Annotated in this window: 21 protein-coding genes; 2 read left to right on the top strand and 19 right to left on the bottom strand. The window is 30.9% G+C overall.

The features are described 5' to 3' along the window. Positions 1-5: 5 nt before the first annotated feature. The 12 genes from NNH57_RS11500 to NNH57_RS11445 form a co-directional block, all read right to left on the bottom strand. On the bottom strand, positions 6-797 hold the full coding sequence (locus tag NNH57_RS11500) for a leucine-rich repeat domain-containing protein (protein ID WP_108807362.1): 792 nt from the start codon (positions 795-797) through the stop codon (positions 6-8). 180 nt (positions 798-977) lie between these two features. Then, entirely contained in the window at positions 978-1,895 is a 918-nt protein-coding gene (locus NNH57_RS11495) for a pyridoxal-phosphate dependent enzyme (RefSeq protein WP_074407617.1), read from the bottom strand. 169 nt (positions 1,896-2,064) lie between these two features. Beyond that, complete coding sequence (locus tag NNH57_RS11490; protein WP_108807361.1) at positions 2,065-2,982, bottom strand: helix-turn-helix domain-containing protein; 918 nt, start codon at positions 2,980-2,982, stop codon at positions 2,065-2,067. Between the two features lie 24 nt (positions 2,983-3,006). Next, complete coding sequence (locus NNH57_RS11485) at positions 3,007-3,765, bottom strand: SDR family NAD(P)-dependent oxidoreductase (protein ID WP_108807360.1); 759 nt, start codon at positions 3,763-3,765, stop codon at positions 3,007-3,009. 776 nt (positions 3,766-4,541) lie between these two features. Next, positions 4,542-5,636: a serine hydrolase domain-containing protein gene (locus tag NNH57_RS11480; RefSeq protein ID WP_234423320.1), complete on the bottom strand. Its 1,095-nt coding sequence runs from the start codon at positions 5,634-5,636 to the stop codon at positions 4,542-4,544. 101 nt (positions 5,637-5,737) lie between these two features. Further along, the gene (locus tag NNH57_RS11475) at positions 5,738-6,169 is read right to left on the bottom strand and encodes a hypothetical protein (RefSeq protein ID WP_132066246.1); all 432 of its coding nucleotides are present in this window, start codon (positions 6,167-6,169) and stop codon (positions 5,738-5,740) included. Between the two features lie 56 nt (positions 6,170-6,225). Beyond that, positions 6,226-6,486 (bottom strand): hypothetical protein, encoded by a 261-nt coding sequence (locus NNH57_RS11470; protein WP_074407620.1) that lies wholly within the window; start codon positions 6,484-6,486, stop codon positions 6,226-6,228. A 41-nt stretch (positions 6,487-6,527) separates the two neighbouring features. Next, positions 6,528-6,710 (bottom strand): thioesterase family protein, encoded by a 183-nt coding sequence (locus tag NNH57_RS11465; protein ID WP_074407621.1) that lies wholly within the window; start codon positions 6,708-6,710, stop codon positions 6,528-6,530. Continuing rightward, positions 6,707-7,192 (bottom strand): pyridoxamine 5'-phosphate oxidase family protein, encoded by a 486-nt coding sequence (locus NNH57_RS11460; protein WP_074407622.1) that lies wholly within the window; start codon positions 7,190-7,192, stop codon positions 6,707-6,709. The genes NNH57_RS11465 and NNH57_RS11460 overlap by 4 nt, the downstream gene beginning before the upstream one ends. Positions 7,193-7,262: 70 nt before the next feature. Then, positions 7,263-7,832: a Crp/Fnr family transcriptional regulator gene (locus tag NNH57_RS11455; RefSeq protein WP_074407704.1), complete on the bottom strand. Its 570-nt coding sequence runs from the start codon at positions 7,830-7,832 to the stop codon at positions 7,263-7,265. A 185-nt stretch (positions 7,833-8,017) separates the two neighbouring features. After that, entirely contained in the window at positions 8,018-9,184 is a 1,167-nt protein-coding gene (locus NNH57_RS11450; RefSeq protein WP_082994841.1) for an MBL fold metallo-hydrolase, read from the bottom strand. 57 nt (positions 9,185-9,241) lie between these two features. Beyond that, positions 9,242-9,760 carry a hypothetical protein gene (locus NNH57_RS11445; protein ID WP_074407624.1) on the bottom strand — a complete coding sequence of 173 codons (519 nt, stop codon included), beginning with the start codon at positions 9,758-9,760 and terminating at the stop codon, positions 9,242-9,244. A gap of 257 nt (positions 9,761-10,017) precedes the next feature. On the opposite strand from NNH57_RS11445, the gene NNH57_RS11440 reads away from it, so the two are divergent. Continuing rightward, positions 10,018-10,701, top strand: a complete 684-nt coding sequence (locus tag NNH57_RS11440) for a class I SAM-dependent methyltransferase (RefSeq protein WP_108807359.1) — start codon at positions 10,018-10,020, stop codon at positions 10,699-10,701. A gap of 187 nt (positions 10,702-10,888) precedes the next feature. Here NNH57_RS11440 and NNH57_RS11435 read toward each other — a convergent pair whose 3' ends face one another. The 7 genes from NNH57_RS11435 to NNH57_RS11405 form a co-directional block, all read right to left on the bottom strand. Beyond that, positions 10,889-11,422, bottom strand: coding sequence for an SRPBCC family protein (locus tag NNH57_RS11435; protein ID WP_074407626.1), 534 nt, complete (start codon positions 11,420-11,422; stop codon positions 10,889-10,891). A 2-nt stretch (positions 11,423-11,424) separates the two neighbouring features. Continuing rightward, positions 11,425-11,625 (bottom strand): hypothetical protein, encoded by a 201-nt coding sequence (locus tag NNH57_RS11430; protein WP_074407627.1) that lies wholly within the window; start codon positions 11,623-11,625, stop codon positions 11,425-11,427. An 11-nt stretch (positions 11,626-11,636) separates the two neighbouring features. Further along, positions 11,637-11,993 (bottom strand): YciI family protein, encoded by a 357-nt coding sequence (locus tag NNH57_RS11425; protein ID WP_074407628.1) that lies wholly within the window; start codon positions 11,991-11,993, stop codon positions 11,637-11,639. 90 nt (positions 11,994-12,083) lie between these two features. Beyond that, positions 12,084-13,364, bottom strand: coding sequence for an RNA polymerase sigma factor (locus tag NNH57_RS11420; protein ID WP_074407629.1), 1,281 nt, complete (start codon positions 13,362-13,364; stop codon positions 12,084-12,086). A 63-nt stretch (positions 13,365-13,427) separates the two neighbouring features. Beyond that, on the bottom strand, positions 13,428-13,784 hold the full coding sequence (locus tag NNH57_RS11415; protein WP_074407630.1) for an FEKKY domain-containing protein: 357 nt from the start codon (positions 13,782-13,784) through the stop codon (positions 13,428-13,430). A 251-nt stretch (positions 13,785-14,035) separates the two neighbouring features. Beyond that, positions 14,036-14,734, bottom strand: coding sequence for a hypothetical protein (locus NNH57_RS11410; protein WP_074407631.1), 699 nt, complete (start codon positions 14,732-14,734; stop codon positions 14,036-14,038). Between the two features lie 148 nt (positions 14,735-14,882). Continuing rightward, a complete protein-coding gene (locus NNH57_RS11405) occupies positions 14,883-15,740 on the bottom strand; it encodes an alpha/beta fold hydrolase (protein WP_074407632.1) in 858 nt (285 codons plus the stop codon). Positions 15,741-15,794: 54 nt separating this feature from the next. Between NNH57_RS11405 and NNH57_RS11400 the strand changes: the two genes are divergently transcribed. Then, positions 15,795-16,430 (top strand): TetR/AcrR family transcriptional regulator, encoded by a 636-nt coding sequence (locus NNH57_RS11400; RefSeq protein ID WP_074407633.1) that lies wholly within the window; start codon positions 15,795-15,797, stop codon positions 16,428-16,430. Positions 16,431-16,475: the final 45 nt, after the last annotated feature.

Here is a 16,475-nt window from a genome sequence, read left to right as displayed (position 1 = left end):
ATAGATTACTTCTCAATTTCACAATATTTTAATTTTTCCTTTAGATTTTCTATATCAGCAGGATTAATTTTATTTCCATGAACATCTAAATATCTTAATCTGGTCAGCTTCTCCATGGATTCAGGTAAATTCGAAATTTTGTTGTCATAGATAGAAATACTTTGTAATGTTTTAAGATTTCCTATAGCATCAGGAAGTCGTTCCAGAGGGTTATTTACAATAAAAAGAATTTCTAATTTTTCTAAGTTGATAAAAGAATCCGGAAGCTTTTTAATTGCGTTATTTCTTAAATATATATTTTTTAATTGTTTAAGATTTCCTATTGTATTGGGTAATTTTCTTATGGGATTGTTTTGTAGATACAAATCGGTTAAACTGGATAGATTTCCAAGTGATTCGGGTAATTCGGTTAATAAATTTTCTTGTAAATCTAAGTCTTTTAATTGTTTTAGACATTCTATAGATTTGGGTAATTTTTCAAGCATATTTAACCGTAAATCCAGACGTTCTAAGTTGGTGAGTTGACATATTTGCTTGGTTATAGTAGATAAATTATTACCATAGAGTCTTAATACTTTTAGGTTTTTAAATTTTCCGATAATTTTTGGAATACTATCTAGTTTTCCGTGGGATAAATCCAGTTCCTCAATATTTTCTTTTTTATCGATTAACTCTTCTAAAAATTCGATAACACTTTGATTACCTTTTCTATCATTTACTAGAGTGTATGAAGATTTTTGGGCATGGATAGAAGTGCCAATAAGTAGTGTAAAAAGAAAAATTAAGATTATTTTCATAGGGCCTGATTTGGTGCTGGCAACAACAGTATTTGTACTAGAATACAGATACTTGTTTGTATTTATTTTAAAACCTCACATGGTCAATATGAGCTTATATCAAAAATACGGTTTTACAAAATAGAATGTGTTGTTTTTGATAGGTATTTATAGCATTTTAATACTGTTGTTATATCGAGCTTATTTTTTACTGAGCAATGTTTTTATTTCTGTATTCGCTCCACCACATACAATTACTAAAACGGTTTCATCGTCTTTTATCAATTTAGGATGAAAATAAGGGACAGAAAGTGCTGCTCCACATGCCGGTTCAACGATTACATTATATTCATCCAGAAAATTAAAAGAAGCATCAACAGCTTCTTTATCACTAACTGTGATTGGCTTAACATTGAAATGAGATGCTAGTTCTAATGATTTTTTGGCAATTTTTTTTGCTCCCAAACTGGTAGCAATAGAGGATATTTCTTCTAGCTCTATAATTTTTTTTGCTTGCCAACTTTTATAGAATGATGCTGCACCGATAGTTTCGGTTGTTATTACCTGAGTGTTTTCCCATCCATTTTTTTTCATTCCTTCAAATATCCCGCAGAGTAAACCCCCACCACCAACAGATACTACAATTTTATCGGGTTGCTGTATTTGCTTTGCACATTCATCAATAATCGTCGAATGGCCTTTCCAAAGTAAAGGATCATCAAACGGGGAAACATAAACAGCACCGGTTTCTTCCGAAATTTTCTGGGCATACCTATGCGCTTCATCCCAAACATTACCATATACTTCGACTTCGGCACCCAAATTTGCTATTTTGTTAATCATAAATGCAGAAGTCGTTTTAGGAACAACCACTTTAACTTTTACACCGATATATTTCCCAACGTATGCCAAAGAATATCCTGCATTTCCGCCCGAAGAGGCAATAAAATTTTTTTTCCCTTTTTCGAAATGAAAGCGACACAATTCTTCCATACCTCTAATTTTGAAAGAACCGGTTGGTTGATAGCAGTCTAACTTATAAAATATGTTTTTTTGTTGCTCTCTTTTTAATTTATGTGAGCTATAAATTGGGGTTTCTATGTAAAGTTTATGATCCATTAGTTATTTTAAAATTGTCTAGCTAACTTAATATATACTAAATATGTACATATTAGTTTAAATTTATTCTAAAAACTCATCTAATACACTGCATAAGTGTATATCAAAAATAAGGTTTTACAATATAGGGTATGATATTTTGAATGTCTTTCATCCCTAATAGAAATAATTAATTAAACGACTTTCTAAATTCTAAAGGAGACATTTCTGTTTTATTCTTGAAAAGTTTGCTAAAAGATGCTGGATACTCAAAACCCAAACTGTAAGCAATTTCACTTATTGAAAGTGGTGTAGTAGATAGTTGTTCTTTTGCTTTTTCTATTAATTTATTATGAATATGTTGCTGCGTACTTTGCCCTGTAAGTGATTTGAGCATATTGCTTAAATAATTTGGAGAAAGATTTAAGCAATTAGCAACCCATGAAACTGTTGGCAAACCTTTGTCAACTATACTTTCATTGTTAAAGTAATCCAACAAAACTTTTTCGAATTTATTTAATATTTGATGATTAGGTATTTTACGAGTAATAAACTGCCTTTCATAGAATCGTTCTGCATAATTGAGTAGTAATTCTAACTGCGAAATAATAATCTTCTGACTAAATTTATCAATATTAGATTGGTATTCATGACGTATAGTATTCAAAAGATTTACCATCATTAGCTCTTCTTTTTCAGAAAGAAAAAGCGCTTCATTTATAGTATACCCAAAAAAATCATAGTGTTTGATTTGATTTGCTAAAGGTGAATTCCATAAAAAATCGGGATGTACCAATAATAACCAACCTGAAGGCGTATGGTTTTTGATGTTTGGATTGTTTCTTAAGCTCATCACTTGATTTGGCGCAACGAAAGTCATTACACCTTCATCAAAATCATATTCTTGTTGGCCGTAAAAAAACTTATGTGCCACATTACGTTTTAACCCAATAGTATAATAATCTTGTCTCCATTGCAAATCATTAATGTCTGATGAATACTTAACAGTACTATAATCTACTAAACTAATTAACGGGTGTTCGGGAGCAGCGATATGAGCTAGTTTATGATAATCGCTAATCTTTTTTAAGTGTATTAAGTCTTTCATTATTATAAATGTATAGAAAAGATTTTATACTAACATTCCTCCAGATACTTCGATACGTTGACCGTTAATCCAACCTGCTTTATCAGAACATAAAAAAGCAACAGTACCCCCGACATCCTCAGCTTCGCCAACGCGACCTAATGCTGTAATATTGGCTATAATCGCTCTTTTTTCTTCATTATCCCGATTACTTCCTTCGGCAAAATCGGTTGCTATAGCCCCAGGAGCAATAACATTGGCGGTAATTTTATGTTCTCCTAATTCTTTTGCTAAATACCGTGTAAATACTTCTATACCGCCTTTCATCATGGCATAAGCAGACATCCCCGGTAAACTAAAACGCGTTAATCCACTAGAGATATTAATAATTCGCCCACCTCGATTAAGATATGGTAATGCTTTTTGGGTTAAAAAATATACACTTTTGAGGTGTACATTCATCATTTCATTGAATTGTTCTTCTGTAGTATCAGATATCAAATTAAAAACTCCTGTTCCGGCATTATTAATTAAAAAATCAAAGTTAGCGCTACCATTTTCTTGCTCTAAATAATCTGTTGCTTTGGCCATAAATTCTTGTCCGCTTTTATAGTTATTCGCATCAAAAGGAAAAGCAACCGCTTTTTGCCCGACAGATTCTATTTCTAAAATAACTTCTTTTGCTTTTTTATCATTGCTGTGATAAGAGAAGATAATGTTTACACCATCCTTTGCAAGATTAAGGGCCATATCTCTTCCTAAACCTCGACTTGCTCCTGTTATAATTGCTGTTTTTTGAGTCATTTTATATTGTTTTTAATTACAATACAAAATTGAGTCAATGTAGAAAACTATAATGTTTCAAATCTATGGTCATCTTATCCAAATCTAATATGTAAGGATAAACTCTCACCACAAACACTATACATATACTCGATTACATTTTTTTAAGACTTATTCAATATAGGTGGTTGTATTTCAAAAATGAGGTTCTTGATGTTTTTATACCAGTACGTATATCATTATAAAGAGAGACTTTAGTGACAGCAATTATTCTTACCGTAAAAATTTCTTCTAAAAAGTGTGATATTTTTATATATAACGATACCAATAAAGTATATCTAAAATTACATACTTATGAAACAATCCAGCCATAGTTTTGCTTTTTTACTACGTAAATTCTTCCAGTTTTATAAACGCGAAGTCAAACAGTTTAATGCTATTTTAGGAATTAAATCTAGTAGCTCATCACATAAATGTTAATGGTTTATTGTAATGTTATTTTTGATATACTTACATGTTGTATTAGATTATTTTGGTATCACTTCTATTTTGTATCCGTATTTTAAAGATTTGAAAAAAGACTGTTGATTTTCGAATACATATCCGTTTGCTATGAATCTCATTTCATATCTATCTGTTTTTAATTCAAGGCTTGTTTTTTTCGATAGCCATATACCAATGCATCAATTTCATCTTTGGTTTGATAACTATTTAGGTTTTTTAGAATACCCCAGATCTCGTTAAACGATTTTCCTTCCATATTAGAAAATGATAATAGTTTTAAATGATATCGATTTTTATTTTTTGTTTACGAATGCCGGTAAGAAGACGTTTTTCATTATTACAAAAGGTAACTTATCTTCTTGCGAGTTGTATGCGCCACCTGTAAATACAGCAACCATATCCAGTTTAGGGAAAATCATGATATATTGCCCTCCGTTTCCAGTTGCAGTTTTAGAAATTATCATTTTTTCGTTTACTTTAAACGGAATGTTCCACCACAAATAGCCGTAATCAATTCCTGTAATTTTTGTTTTTGGAGTGGTCGATTCCTCAATCCATTTTTTAGAAACAATTTGTCTTTCATTCCACTTTCCATTGTTGAGTATTAATTGTCCGATTTTTGCCATATCGCGTGAGGTCATATACAACCTTTTTCCCGAAGGAATCACCTTTTTATTTGAAGTATGTCCCCAACTTATATTGGTAATACCTAATGGATTGAATAAGTATTTCTTAGAAAATTTGTCGATTGTCATTTTTGAGGTTTGACTTATTATTTCAGCTATTAAAACTACGCCCATAGAGCAATAGTTAGAGACTGTTCCTGGTTCGTTAACCATTGGCAAATTAAGCGTATATTGAAGCCAATCCTTTTTTTTATAAACTCTATCCTCTTGCCCCGCTGATTTCTTATCCCAGTCATTACAATCAAATCCAGGTGACATGGTTAATAGATGTCTGATTGTGATTTTATCTTTTCTCTTATCAAGATTTTTGGTTGGCACGGGATTTTTGAGATACTTTGATATGGGATCGTCGATGTTATCAATAAATCCTTTATCAATTGCAATTCCCAATAAAATTGACCTTATACTTTTTGTTGTAGAACGAAGGTCGTGTTGCTTATTTGCAGAATGGTCGTTGAAATATTCTTCAATAATGATTTGATTATTTTTTACTAATAAAATACTGTGTAACTTATTTTTACCATTCTGCACTTGGTTGAATAACCGATAGATTCTTGTAGTATCGATATTCTTTGAATGTAAATTGCTTGTTTCCCATCCGTCCTCTAAGTTTTTTGGCTGAGAATATTTATATGGGTTTTGTCCGTAGCAAAATGTACTAATTAAGAGGATAAAAAATGTTTGGGTTGCTATGTTTTTCATAGTAATAAGTAACCACAATATATGTACCAGTATGGTTATATCAGTTTATATTTATTTAAAAACTAATCTTATACACAAGAGCGCATACCAAAAATACGGTTTTAGAAAATATGATTTGATATCTTGGTTGGGTTGATTTTGTTATATAGATACGTTATGACTATGGGAAGAATTAAACCTTTTAGCGGTTTTAATCCAGAGTGAATCGAAAGGATCAAGTCATGGTTTGATTGAGATACGATAAAAAATTGAGTAGAAATAAGTGTTCCTATGCCTAGCCACATCAATGCTGGTCCTATATTTTTTCTAAAAATAATTAAGGTTAGACTAATAATTATTATACCTCTAAGAATACTCTGTATCGTTATTATGGCCGAAACAGGAATACCATCTTGAAATGAGTGTAAGAAATTATATGAGTTTACCATATCGTCTCCAAAATAGATGATATATAGCTTTGATATGTGATAAAATAATAAAAAGAGGATAGAGACTACTATGGCTATTTTTGAAATTTTTGATGTCGATTTCATATGGGCTTGTAATTATGTTATAAGTATGTAGATTAATAGACTCAATAGGTATTGTGCTATTTATCATTCTGTTTTATGTTGATTATTCTTTGCTTAAAGCGAAGCGAAGATGGTAACGGATTTTCATATTCACTAAATTTTTCATTTAGATATGCATTATGTTTACTTCTCTTCTGATGAATTAAATCGTAATGCGTAAATATTGTCCATAATACCGATTTTAATAGGGTCTTTTCTTCGTTCCACATTTGCATTTCTACCAGAATATCGCTGGTATTCCATTCTAATATTGTTGATAGAATGATTACTTTTTCCATTAACTGCACAGGGTTAAAATATGCGATTTGATTTTGAGTCACTAACCAGCTTCTACCTGTTTTTTTGCATACCGATATACATCAAAATCATGATTATTTACCAAATGGTCTTCTCTGGCATTTATAAAATAATCTATATACCTAGAGTTGTTTAAATGATTGAATGGATCACAATCAGGAAAACGGATTATTGCTCTACTTTCTGGGGTTTTAGTTATTTTCATAATACCTCTGTCATTTTTCCAATATTTACTCCTTCTGCCGTGGTAAATTTTATATCACGAACGTATTCCATATTCCCCCATAGGTATGCATTTCCTTTTAATCCTTTTGTTGTTTTCATCCGTCTGTTTAGTCTTGAAATCTCAATATCAGTGGCTTTTCTTTTCTCTCCTAACATTCCATAGAGTCTAATAGCAGGATAAGAATCAAATTTTAATTTGTAAAGCGCTTTTATCCAAAACCATTTGCTGCTATTCACACCTAAAACACATACGTTTTTATTTGTTTTTACATTATGAGGTATCTTTTTAGGAAATTTCTCAAAATAGAAACCGGTTTGATCTTTGTTTAAAAAAAAAGTTCCTATTGGTGTTACCGTCGGTTTGTTATCATTATCTACAGAAGCTATAGCAACCGATAAGCTGGTCTTATAGGTAACATTAAAATGCTTTCTGATAAATTTCCAGTTTGCGATACTATCCATTTTATTCCTTTTACATTATGTAAAAGTCAATATTTAGAAACAGAAATCTTTTGACATAGATCAAATTCGACTATTTCTGTGCTCTAATCCGGCTTAGGGTCTCTTGGGTTATACCGATGTACGAAGCAATATCACCCAATGAAATATGTAATTCTATTTTAGGATATTCTTTTAAAAGAAAGTCATATCGTTCTTTTGCAGTAGAGAACTGAAGATATACGACCCTTTTCTGTAGTTGAAGCATTATTTTTGTAATGGCATTTCTTGTAAATCGTTCAAAATCGTGATATTTATTTGAAAGGATATTGATATGTTTCCGGTTAAACTCTAATAAGATACTATCTTCGGTAAGTTCTATATAATGCTCACTGGGATGGCCCAAAAAATAACCGGTAATTGCACAGATAAATTCATGCTCAAAAGAAAACCAATCTGCTATGGCTTTTCCGTCTTTTAGGTGATATGCCTTTGCACTCCCTTTATAGATATAAAAAAGCTTATTTGTATAACTACCTTCACGTACCAATTGAGTACCTTTTTCTAATTCTAACATTAGAATATCGCTTTTCCACTCTTCAATGATTTCATTTGACAGCGTATCATATTCGCTTGTTATTTTAGCAATAATTTCATCTAGCATTGAATTATTTTTTTGACGCATCAGATATACGTAGGACTACATAAAGTTATGATTTGACTATGGAAAGATAATGAATTTGAACCATAAAATAGCTTTTCGAAAGGCCTCTTCTGAGTTTGTCGAGGGGTATAGCATCACATGGTTTTTATAATATTAAGGACTTCTGTAACATTGACTATTATTTGTTATTTTCTTTTTGCGATTTGACTTTCTTTTCCATTAAAATAAGTCAATTCTTTTCCGTCATTCGAAAAAGAGATATATCTGTATGGTACTTGTCCTTTGATATGAAATTTGGTATCAGAAAGCGTAGAGAGCTCAAATATATATGCGCCTTTTCTTCGCAGCATTAATTTTTTATCTTGAAAAATTAATTCATCAATTTCCCCATCTTTATATTGGTACATTCCTTCGTAATTTTTTGCATTTTCTGGAAACGCAGTGCCAGAATTGTAGTCAACAGAAATTGTTTTTTCAATTGTTTGGGGATGTACGGTATTATTTCCGCAAAAAGCCATAGCTAATTGTTTAATTTTTTCATCTTGAGCTATTTCATCCGGAGTTTTGCCTGCAAGTGATAGTTCTTTGATTTTTTCAATCCATTGTATTGAATTTTTTCTATAGGTATGAAGTTCTGCTTTATCAGAAGATAATTTACCATGACCCGCTACAATAACAGTATTTTGGTTTCCAATAGATAATGCTTTGTCTATGAAATTTATATGACCCTTACTACCACCTCCGAAATAAAAATGCGGAAAGAAATTAGTCATATAGGTATCTCCCATAAAAATAGTGTTGTTTTTAGTGAAATAGATAAGCACATCGTCAAAAGTGTGTGAAGTAATATGATATAACTCGATTCTTTCATTTTCTAAATCGAGAGTATACTCGTTTTTAAAAGTAACATCGTATTTTGCAGAGGTATATTTAGTATTTTCTTGCGAAATAATTGTTGCTCCTAATTCTGCAAAGAATGAATTTGCCCCAGTGTGATCTTCATGATGATGTGTGTTGATTACATATTTAATAGGTTTATTAGAAAGCTCTTTTATTTTTTCTAATAAGGCCTGGTGATTATTAGAGCCTGTCATAGGATCGATTAAAATGATCTCTTTATTTCCTATAAAAACACCAACATTTGTATGGTAATTCTTAGATTTTACAACATAAAGATTATCGGTTATCTTCTGTTGAGCAAAATTAGATTCCTGTTCTAACTTTGTTTCATGTCGAACAGCTATTTCACCCTTTTTCTTTGTTTTTTGATCTGAGCAGGAAGTGAAAAACACACAAAGAAAAATTAGTGTCAATTGTTTTATATCGGGTAAATGTATTAATTGAATATTCATGATTTGTTTTATATGTGGAGGGTTAAGGCATTGGGAGTCAGTAAAATACCAAAAATTTTATTTTAATTTAATTATTGCGTCTTTACATTTTTTAATAATATCGAAGATTTCTAATGTTTTATCCTTTAAATTAACGTTTATATACGAACTACATATGGTCTGAAAATGTTTTGGTTCTAGAGCTATGATTTGCTTTTGATTCACTGTTTTATTTTCAATTTGTAAATGATAATTTTTATTATGACAAGACTGAAATAGCGTAACAAAATGGTTAAGGCCCGAAAAATTTTTAAGGCTAAATCCCTCCAAGTTTGGCAAAACATCATGCATTGTCGAATGCGATACTAATGTATTGTTCTTTTTTTGTTGGTAAAAAGAAACAATCCTATTATTACTATCTTTTACAGGAGTATACGTGCTATCTAATAATTGTATTGCAAATTGGTGATTGGGGTGTATAGATTCTTTTTCTAAAATTAAAATCTTGTAACACATCGCTTCCCATCCACAATGCTGTGCAACTACATATTGTACTCCTGATAACAATAGTAGTAAAAAGAGGATGTTTTTTTTCATATGTAGCGTAACTATTTGTTATTTACATAAAGTTTGTAACTCTAATATTTCTTTGAAAAATTTCTCTATATAATTTCATGTTAGGTATAATTTCCGAAGCTTTTTAGATTTTTAGTTTCAGCAGGAAATTTGCTAACAGAATGATTAATTTTAATTTAGAACAAAAGTAAATTTAAGTATATTTTTATCTCTCACTGTTTTCAGTGAAAATAGTTGCCAAATGTTTTTATAGTATATATGGGATCAATAGAATGTTTATGAAAAAGAAAGAAGATAGAGCCAATAGAATAAAAAAGCCCTGGCCAACTAAAGATGCTATGGAGCAAGTTTATAAAATGAAACTTTGGGGAGGTAATACATCTGGTTTTTATTCGGGTGCAGGGTCACATCAACCCGAGATCGTAGATCCCTATATAGATGTTGTAACCTCATTTTTAACATCTTTTAAAAGTCCTCTTACCGTATGTGATTTAGGTTGTGGGGATTTTAATGTAGGAAAAGAATTGGTAAAGTATACGAAGCAGTATGTTGCGGTAGATATAGTAACAGATCTTATAGCATATAATAAAGAAAACTTTAAAGCAGAAAATTTAGAATTTCATTGTTTGGATATTGCAGTAGATGATCTGCCTTCTGGGGATTGCGCTATAGTGAGACAAGTGTTACAACATCTATCGAATGCAGAAGTACAAAGTGTAGTGAGCAAGTTAACTGATTTTGAATATGTTATTTTAACAGAGCATTTACCTGAAGGCGATTTTGTTCCCAATATAGATATTATTTCCGGACAAGGAATTAGACTGAAAAAACAAAGTGGTCTAAACATATTAGCACCACCATTTAATGTTAAGGTAAAAGAAGAAAAACAATTGGTATCTATTACTTTAGATAATCATCGGGGGAGTATTGTAACTACGCTGTATAATTTTTTTAAACTATAGTTGTTTTTATACCAAGGGTTGTATTCAAATGTGGTTAGTGTATGTGTTGTGATTTCGTTGTCAGGGAAGTGTTATTTTTATTAGTTTTTTAACTAATTTTTCAGAAATTAAGATACTTAATTTAAAAATAAAAGCGATATAGGCGTTAACCCGAACCGCTTTTTTAGGTATGTATTTATGACCAGGATTATTCAGAAACTTTTTTAAGATTGACTAATCCTTTTTCAAAGACAGAACCTATTTTATGCTCCATCATTAAATTACCCATAATTCTTTTTAAAGGATTGTACCCTAAATTTACTTTAACCGTCCACGTAACTGTAGTTGTGTTATGATCCTCATTAAATAACCAGGTACCATTTGCGAAACCACCATCTTCAAAAGTAATTAGTGTCTTAATTCGTTTATTCAAATCACTTTCAATGATTTCAACACTTCCATCTCCTTTTCCTTGATTATAAATCAATTTTGAACCAACACCAACAGTTGCTCCCAGTGTTTTTTGAATTACTTTAGCATAATCCATTCCTTCTTCTTGCCATGGCCCGCCCCATTTTTTCCAGTTCTCCATAGCATTTACATGATTAAAAACATGTTCTACTGGTGCGTGAATTACGGTAGATCTGCTTACTTCTTTTTGTGTAGAAAAGAATAGCGATACCACACTTATCAAAAGAATTAGTAGTAGTATTCCTAAACCTGTTTTTTTTAATATCTTCATTACTATAAGTCTTTAGAATTCCAGGCGGTATTTGCCTTTTCGATTCGATTGGGTAATAGTTTGAATAAAAATTTTGCTACACCATTAGAAAAAGCATAGTGTTTTCCATTTTTAGTTAAAATATATTTAGTACTTGTTTTAACCGTTGTTTTTCCTGTGCTTACGGCAAACGCACAGTTTCCGTTATATTCTAGATTTTTCATTGCTTTGCATTTTAATTTATACCTTCCATTTGTTTAATAGCTCTAACTTCTATAGTACCTTCTGCATCTTCAAACATTGGGTTTGCTTTTGCAATTTCGATAGCTTCTTCTAAGTTTTTTGCTACTATATGGAAATAGCCTACAATTACTTCTTTAGACTCATTAAAAGGGCCGTCTTTAAAAACGCCTTTGTTTCCATGAATAATGGCACCTTTCATTTCTAAAGGTTGTGCTCCTTTTAATTTTCCAGCTTCCATTAGTCCTCCGATGTACAGTCCTATTTTTTGAACATGAGCTTGTTGTTGCTCTGGTGAAAGCCCTTCTAAATGGTCTCCTTTGGTTTTGATAAAAATCATAAATTCCTGCATAGTTTAATTTTTTGACTAATTAATAATTATTGTCTTATACCCTTAAGTCAAACGAAAGGAGGTAAAAGGGACATTGAAACCTTAAAAAAATTAATTTTTTTTAGAATATTCTTTTAATCTATTGTTAATCAATGCTTTTGAGTTTTTGTTAAGCGGTAATTTTAAAGCATTGTTTAATAATTCGATAGCGATTTTTGGTTCATTATTTTTAAAATGAAGCTCTGCCTTTGTAGTGTAATATGGTAAATAAGAATGAAATATAGAATCACCCTCTATGTTATTAAGTTGCTCAAGCGCTTCTTTACTAGTGGTTAATTTGGCAATAACAACAACTCTATTGAGTAGAACAAGTGGCGAATTATCAATATCTACCAGCAAGTCATAAAGAGCCAAAATACTTTCCCAGTCTGTAGATTCGTAGGTTTTGGCCGTACAATGATGAGCAGATATGGTAGCAAGTATATGGTAAATAGAAATTTCGTTTTGTTTTGCCGAAAATTCTAGATAATAAAGCCCTTTTTTGATTAAGGCTTTATCCCATTTGTTTCTGTCTTGATGCTCTAAGTTTAAGAGATTGTTAGATACGTCTATTCTAGAATCGAAACGAGATGTATTTAGGGACATTAAAGCCAATAATGCATAGGTTTGAGACGAGTTTATATTAACATTAGAGGCAATAATCTCGGCAAGTCTTATGGCTTCTTCACATAATTCAAAACGAATTATAGTATCTCCGGTAGTAGCATTATAGCCTTCGTTAAACAAAAGATAAATAGTTTCCAGAACACTTGATAATCTGTGTTCTAATTTTTTTCCAACAGGCACTTCGAATGGAACATTGGCCTCTTTAATCGTTTTTCTAGCCCTAACTAATCTTTTGTTGATATTTTCATTAGTTGTCAGAAATGCTTTTGCGATTTCGGGGATACTAAATCCACATAGTGTTTTTAGAGTTAGTGCTATTTGTGAGTCGGTAGAAATAGAAGGGTGACAGCAGGTAAATATCATTCGTAATTGGTCATCTGCAATTTCTTTATCGGTAAATATATGTTTTAGAGCAGCTGCTACCGTCCATTCTGATTGTAAGTGACGGGCAACTTCTGATGCATGTTCTCGCTTGTATTGTTCTCTATTAACAATATTTACAGCTTTATACTTAGCAACTTTATATATCCATCCGGTAGGGTTATCAGGAATTCCTTCATACGACCATTTATTTAGGGCTTCGAGCATAGCCTCCTGTACTACATCTTCGGCAAGCTCTATATTCGAAGTTCCAAATGTTTTTGTGAGTACAGCAACTAATTTACCATATTCATGTCTGAATAGATGATCTATTTTGTTCCTTATATTTGTTTTATTACCGGTCATTTTTATGTTGACTACAACATGGTATATAAAATACGTTTTACTTTATTTTTTACCCCACTCATGTTACTTCATTTTAATCAGAGAATCAATTTCCTTGTTATATTTTAATTCCCAGCCAACCCCATTTATTTTGGTTAAATATTGATCCATTTGGTCATTATACATATCTATTCCATTTAATTCCATTCCACTTATTATACAACCAAATCTAATATTTTTAAATCCGTACTTCTTACTAACTTTATTCATTTCTGTAGGAGAAATAAAGGGAAGCCCTACTAGTACTTTTTGAGGGTTATTATTGGTGATATCCAACTTTGCCGTTATGTAATTAAATCGATTAAAGAATCCGAAATATGATAATGTGATTCCAATTCCAAGCAATAGTATTACAATAGTTATTATTTTTTTCCGGTTCATTTATTTCATGATGTACAACAATTAGTATAGCAATACAGTAACTAAAATAGCAAATATTTTATGCTTTTATCTTTTTATTGATATATGGCAATGCGATTCATTTAGGGATAGGTGATTATAGATCGTATGGTTACCAGAATTGATTAAGTTTTTTGTTTAGGCATTGCTTATGATATGAATTGAAAATTTATTCTATTGGTTTAGTATATTGTACATTTTAAGGTGTTATACATCTTGTTGTAATAAGTTATTTACTCTCCTTTTATTTGTTTTCTAAGATATTTTGCCATCTTACTCATTTCTTTCTCAAACTGATTTTTCACCTCTCTGTTCTGACTAATCCTATATCTAATTTCATCCTCACCTCCTCCAATTTCATTTAGATGGTCGAAGTCTGTATTTCGCAGTTCAATTAATCTTTGTTTGCCAATTTCAAAATTCTCAAAATCATCCAAGCTGCTCATTAGGTTTTTATAATGACTTTCTTCAATTAACAAAGCATTCTTTTCTAGCGATTCTCTTGTCGATTTGAGTTGAATCGAAAAGCTTTTTAATCTTTCTTTTGAAGCTACTTCCCATAAGTCAGCCCCTTTAAGTTTTAAATCACATAAGCTTTGCCACAGGTCGTTATAGATTTGAAACTGATTTTCCCTATACTTTAGAAACAAAATCTTAGATTTTTCTAATTCAATTTTGGTAGATTCGAGCTCTGATTGATATTTCTGCCTTAAAATTTCTAATTTCTCGTTCTGAAAGGCTTTTTGAGCTTCTAATTCAGTTTGAAAATTACTTTTAAGAGCTTCTAGTTCTAGAGAATATTTAGCACTGTCTTTTGCTAAGAGTTTTTTTGCAAATAAATTTCCAAACCATTTAGATAATCCTAAAATTATTGCACCTGCTCCTCCAAGACTTAAGACAGATGCTCCTAAAATTTGTAATATATTTTCCATATTCGCAAATGCTTTTACAATGTTTAATGCGTGGTTTCGAAGTGGGAAAGCAAAAAGTTATATTTAGCATTGTCTTAAAGATAGTAAACATACACGAAATCCTGTAGAAATTTTAGCTACTATTGGCTATATACGGTGTTGTAACATGTTATTCTTCTAATATTAGCTTTTCTATTTTGCTATTATCTTTTCTACTTTGAACATGTTTCGAATCTTGAAGCAAAACTGTATTTTTTAAAGAAGGAAAAATTTTCTTTGCACGTTTAATCATTTTGGCTCCTGGAAACATAATGTCATTCTTTGCTGCGATTATAGTAAGTTGAGTTTTGATTAATTTAGCTTCCTTTTCTTTTATTACAGGAACAGGAGTAAAATCCATTCTGAAATGTAAAAACACTCTAGATAAATATTTAAGAGCAAATTCGTCTCTTTCTGTGAAAAGTGTTTTTAGGAATTTTTCAAGGTATTTATTGTTTTGAGTTTTTATATACCGCTTCATAGGGATAAATATTTTGAACAGCGCAATTAATGGGTTTCCATTTACAATAAATGCCGGAGATGATAAAAATACCTCTCTTATATTGTTTTCATTTTGAATCAAAGTTTTGAGAATTATTAATCCACCCAATGAGAAACCTGCCATAGTCACGTTTGTTAGTTCTAATTGATTTATGATGTCGTTCATCCATACACCATAACTATTGTCTGTCATACTTAATCTAGTTGCAGCACTTTTATTCGGTTGTGCTAGAACATCAATAGCAAATACTTGATATTTTTTGTAAAGAGTTGGATAAGTTTCTAGAGCTATAGGGGCACAAGCATTAGAGCCGTGAACTAATACTAATGGTGGTTTTGTAGAATCGCCTACTACAATAATGTTCGTTTTTCCGTGATAGGTGTCAATTCGTTTGTTTTTATATTTTATTTCTAATTCATTTAATTTATGATTGTAGAGTTCTAGTATTTCTTTTTTTCCGGTTTCTGATTTGTATAACGATTCCATTTCGTAATTTTAGGACAAATTTACTAATAATAATTAATTAGGACAAGTTTACTAATGAGTAAGAAAAAGAAATTGATTTTAGAAGCTGCTACTGCCTTGTTTAATGAACATGGCTATTACCAGGTTACCATAAGAATGATTGCTTTAAAGCTGAATATGAGTTCAGGAAATCTAAATTATCATTATAAAAACCGAGAAGATATTTTTGAAGCCATATATTTTGAGATGGTTTCAGTATTTGATGAAAGAATAGAAAAACTAGACAATACCGAAATATCAATAGCTCAAATTAGAAGCGACATTAAGCAAAGTATGATAAGAATGATGGATTATAAATTTTTCTGGACAGATTTGTATAATCTTTTAGGTGTAAGTGATAAAGTAAGAACACATTTTCAAGAAGCATATAAAAATAGGGTCGCAGGGTGTTTTTTGCTGTTTGAAAAAATGAAAAAACAAAATTTAATGAAGGATTCATCTTTTGCATTGGAGTATGAGTTTTTGACAGAAAGAATGATAAATTATGGGAATACTTGGATATATTCTTCGGGACTTTATTTAAATAGATTTACCGCAATACATATAGAAAATCAAGTAAATACCCTTTTGAGTATGTTATATCCATTTTTGACTTTGAGAGGCCAAAAGGAATTCAAAGATTTATTGCCAGAGCTTTTTAATAACACGTAACAATTTTTATAAGATTAGTTATATGTTGTGCGTACTAAAGCTAGC

It is taken from the genome of Aquimarina spinulae, from assembly GCF_943373825.1.
In the GTDB taxonomy this organism is placed as follows: Bacteria; Bacteroidota; Bacteroidia; order Flavobacteriales; family Flavobacteriaceae; genus Aquimarina; species Aquimarina spinulae.
This window is presented reverse-complemented; position numbering and strand designations above follow the sequence as displayed.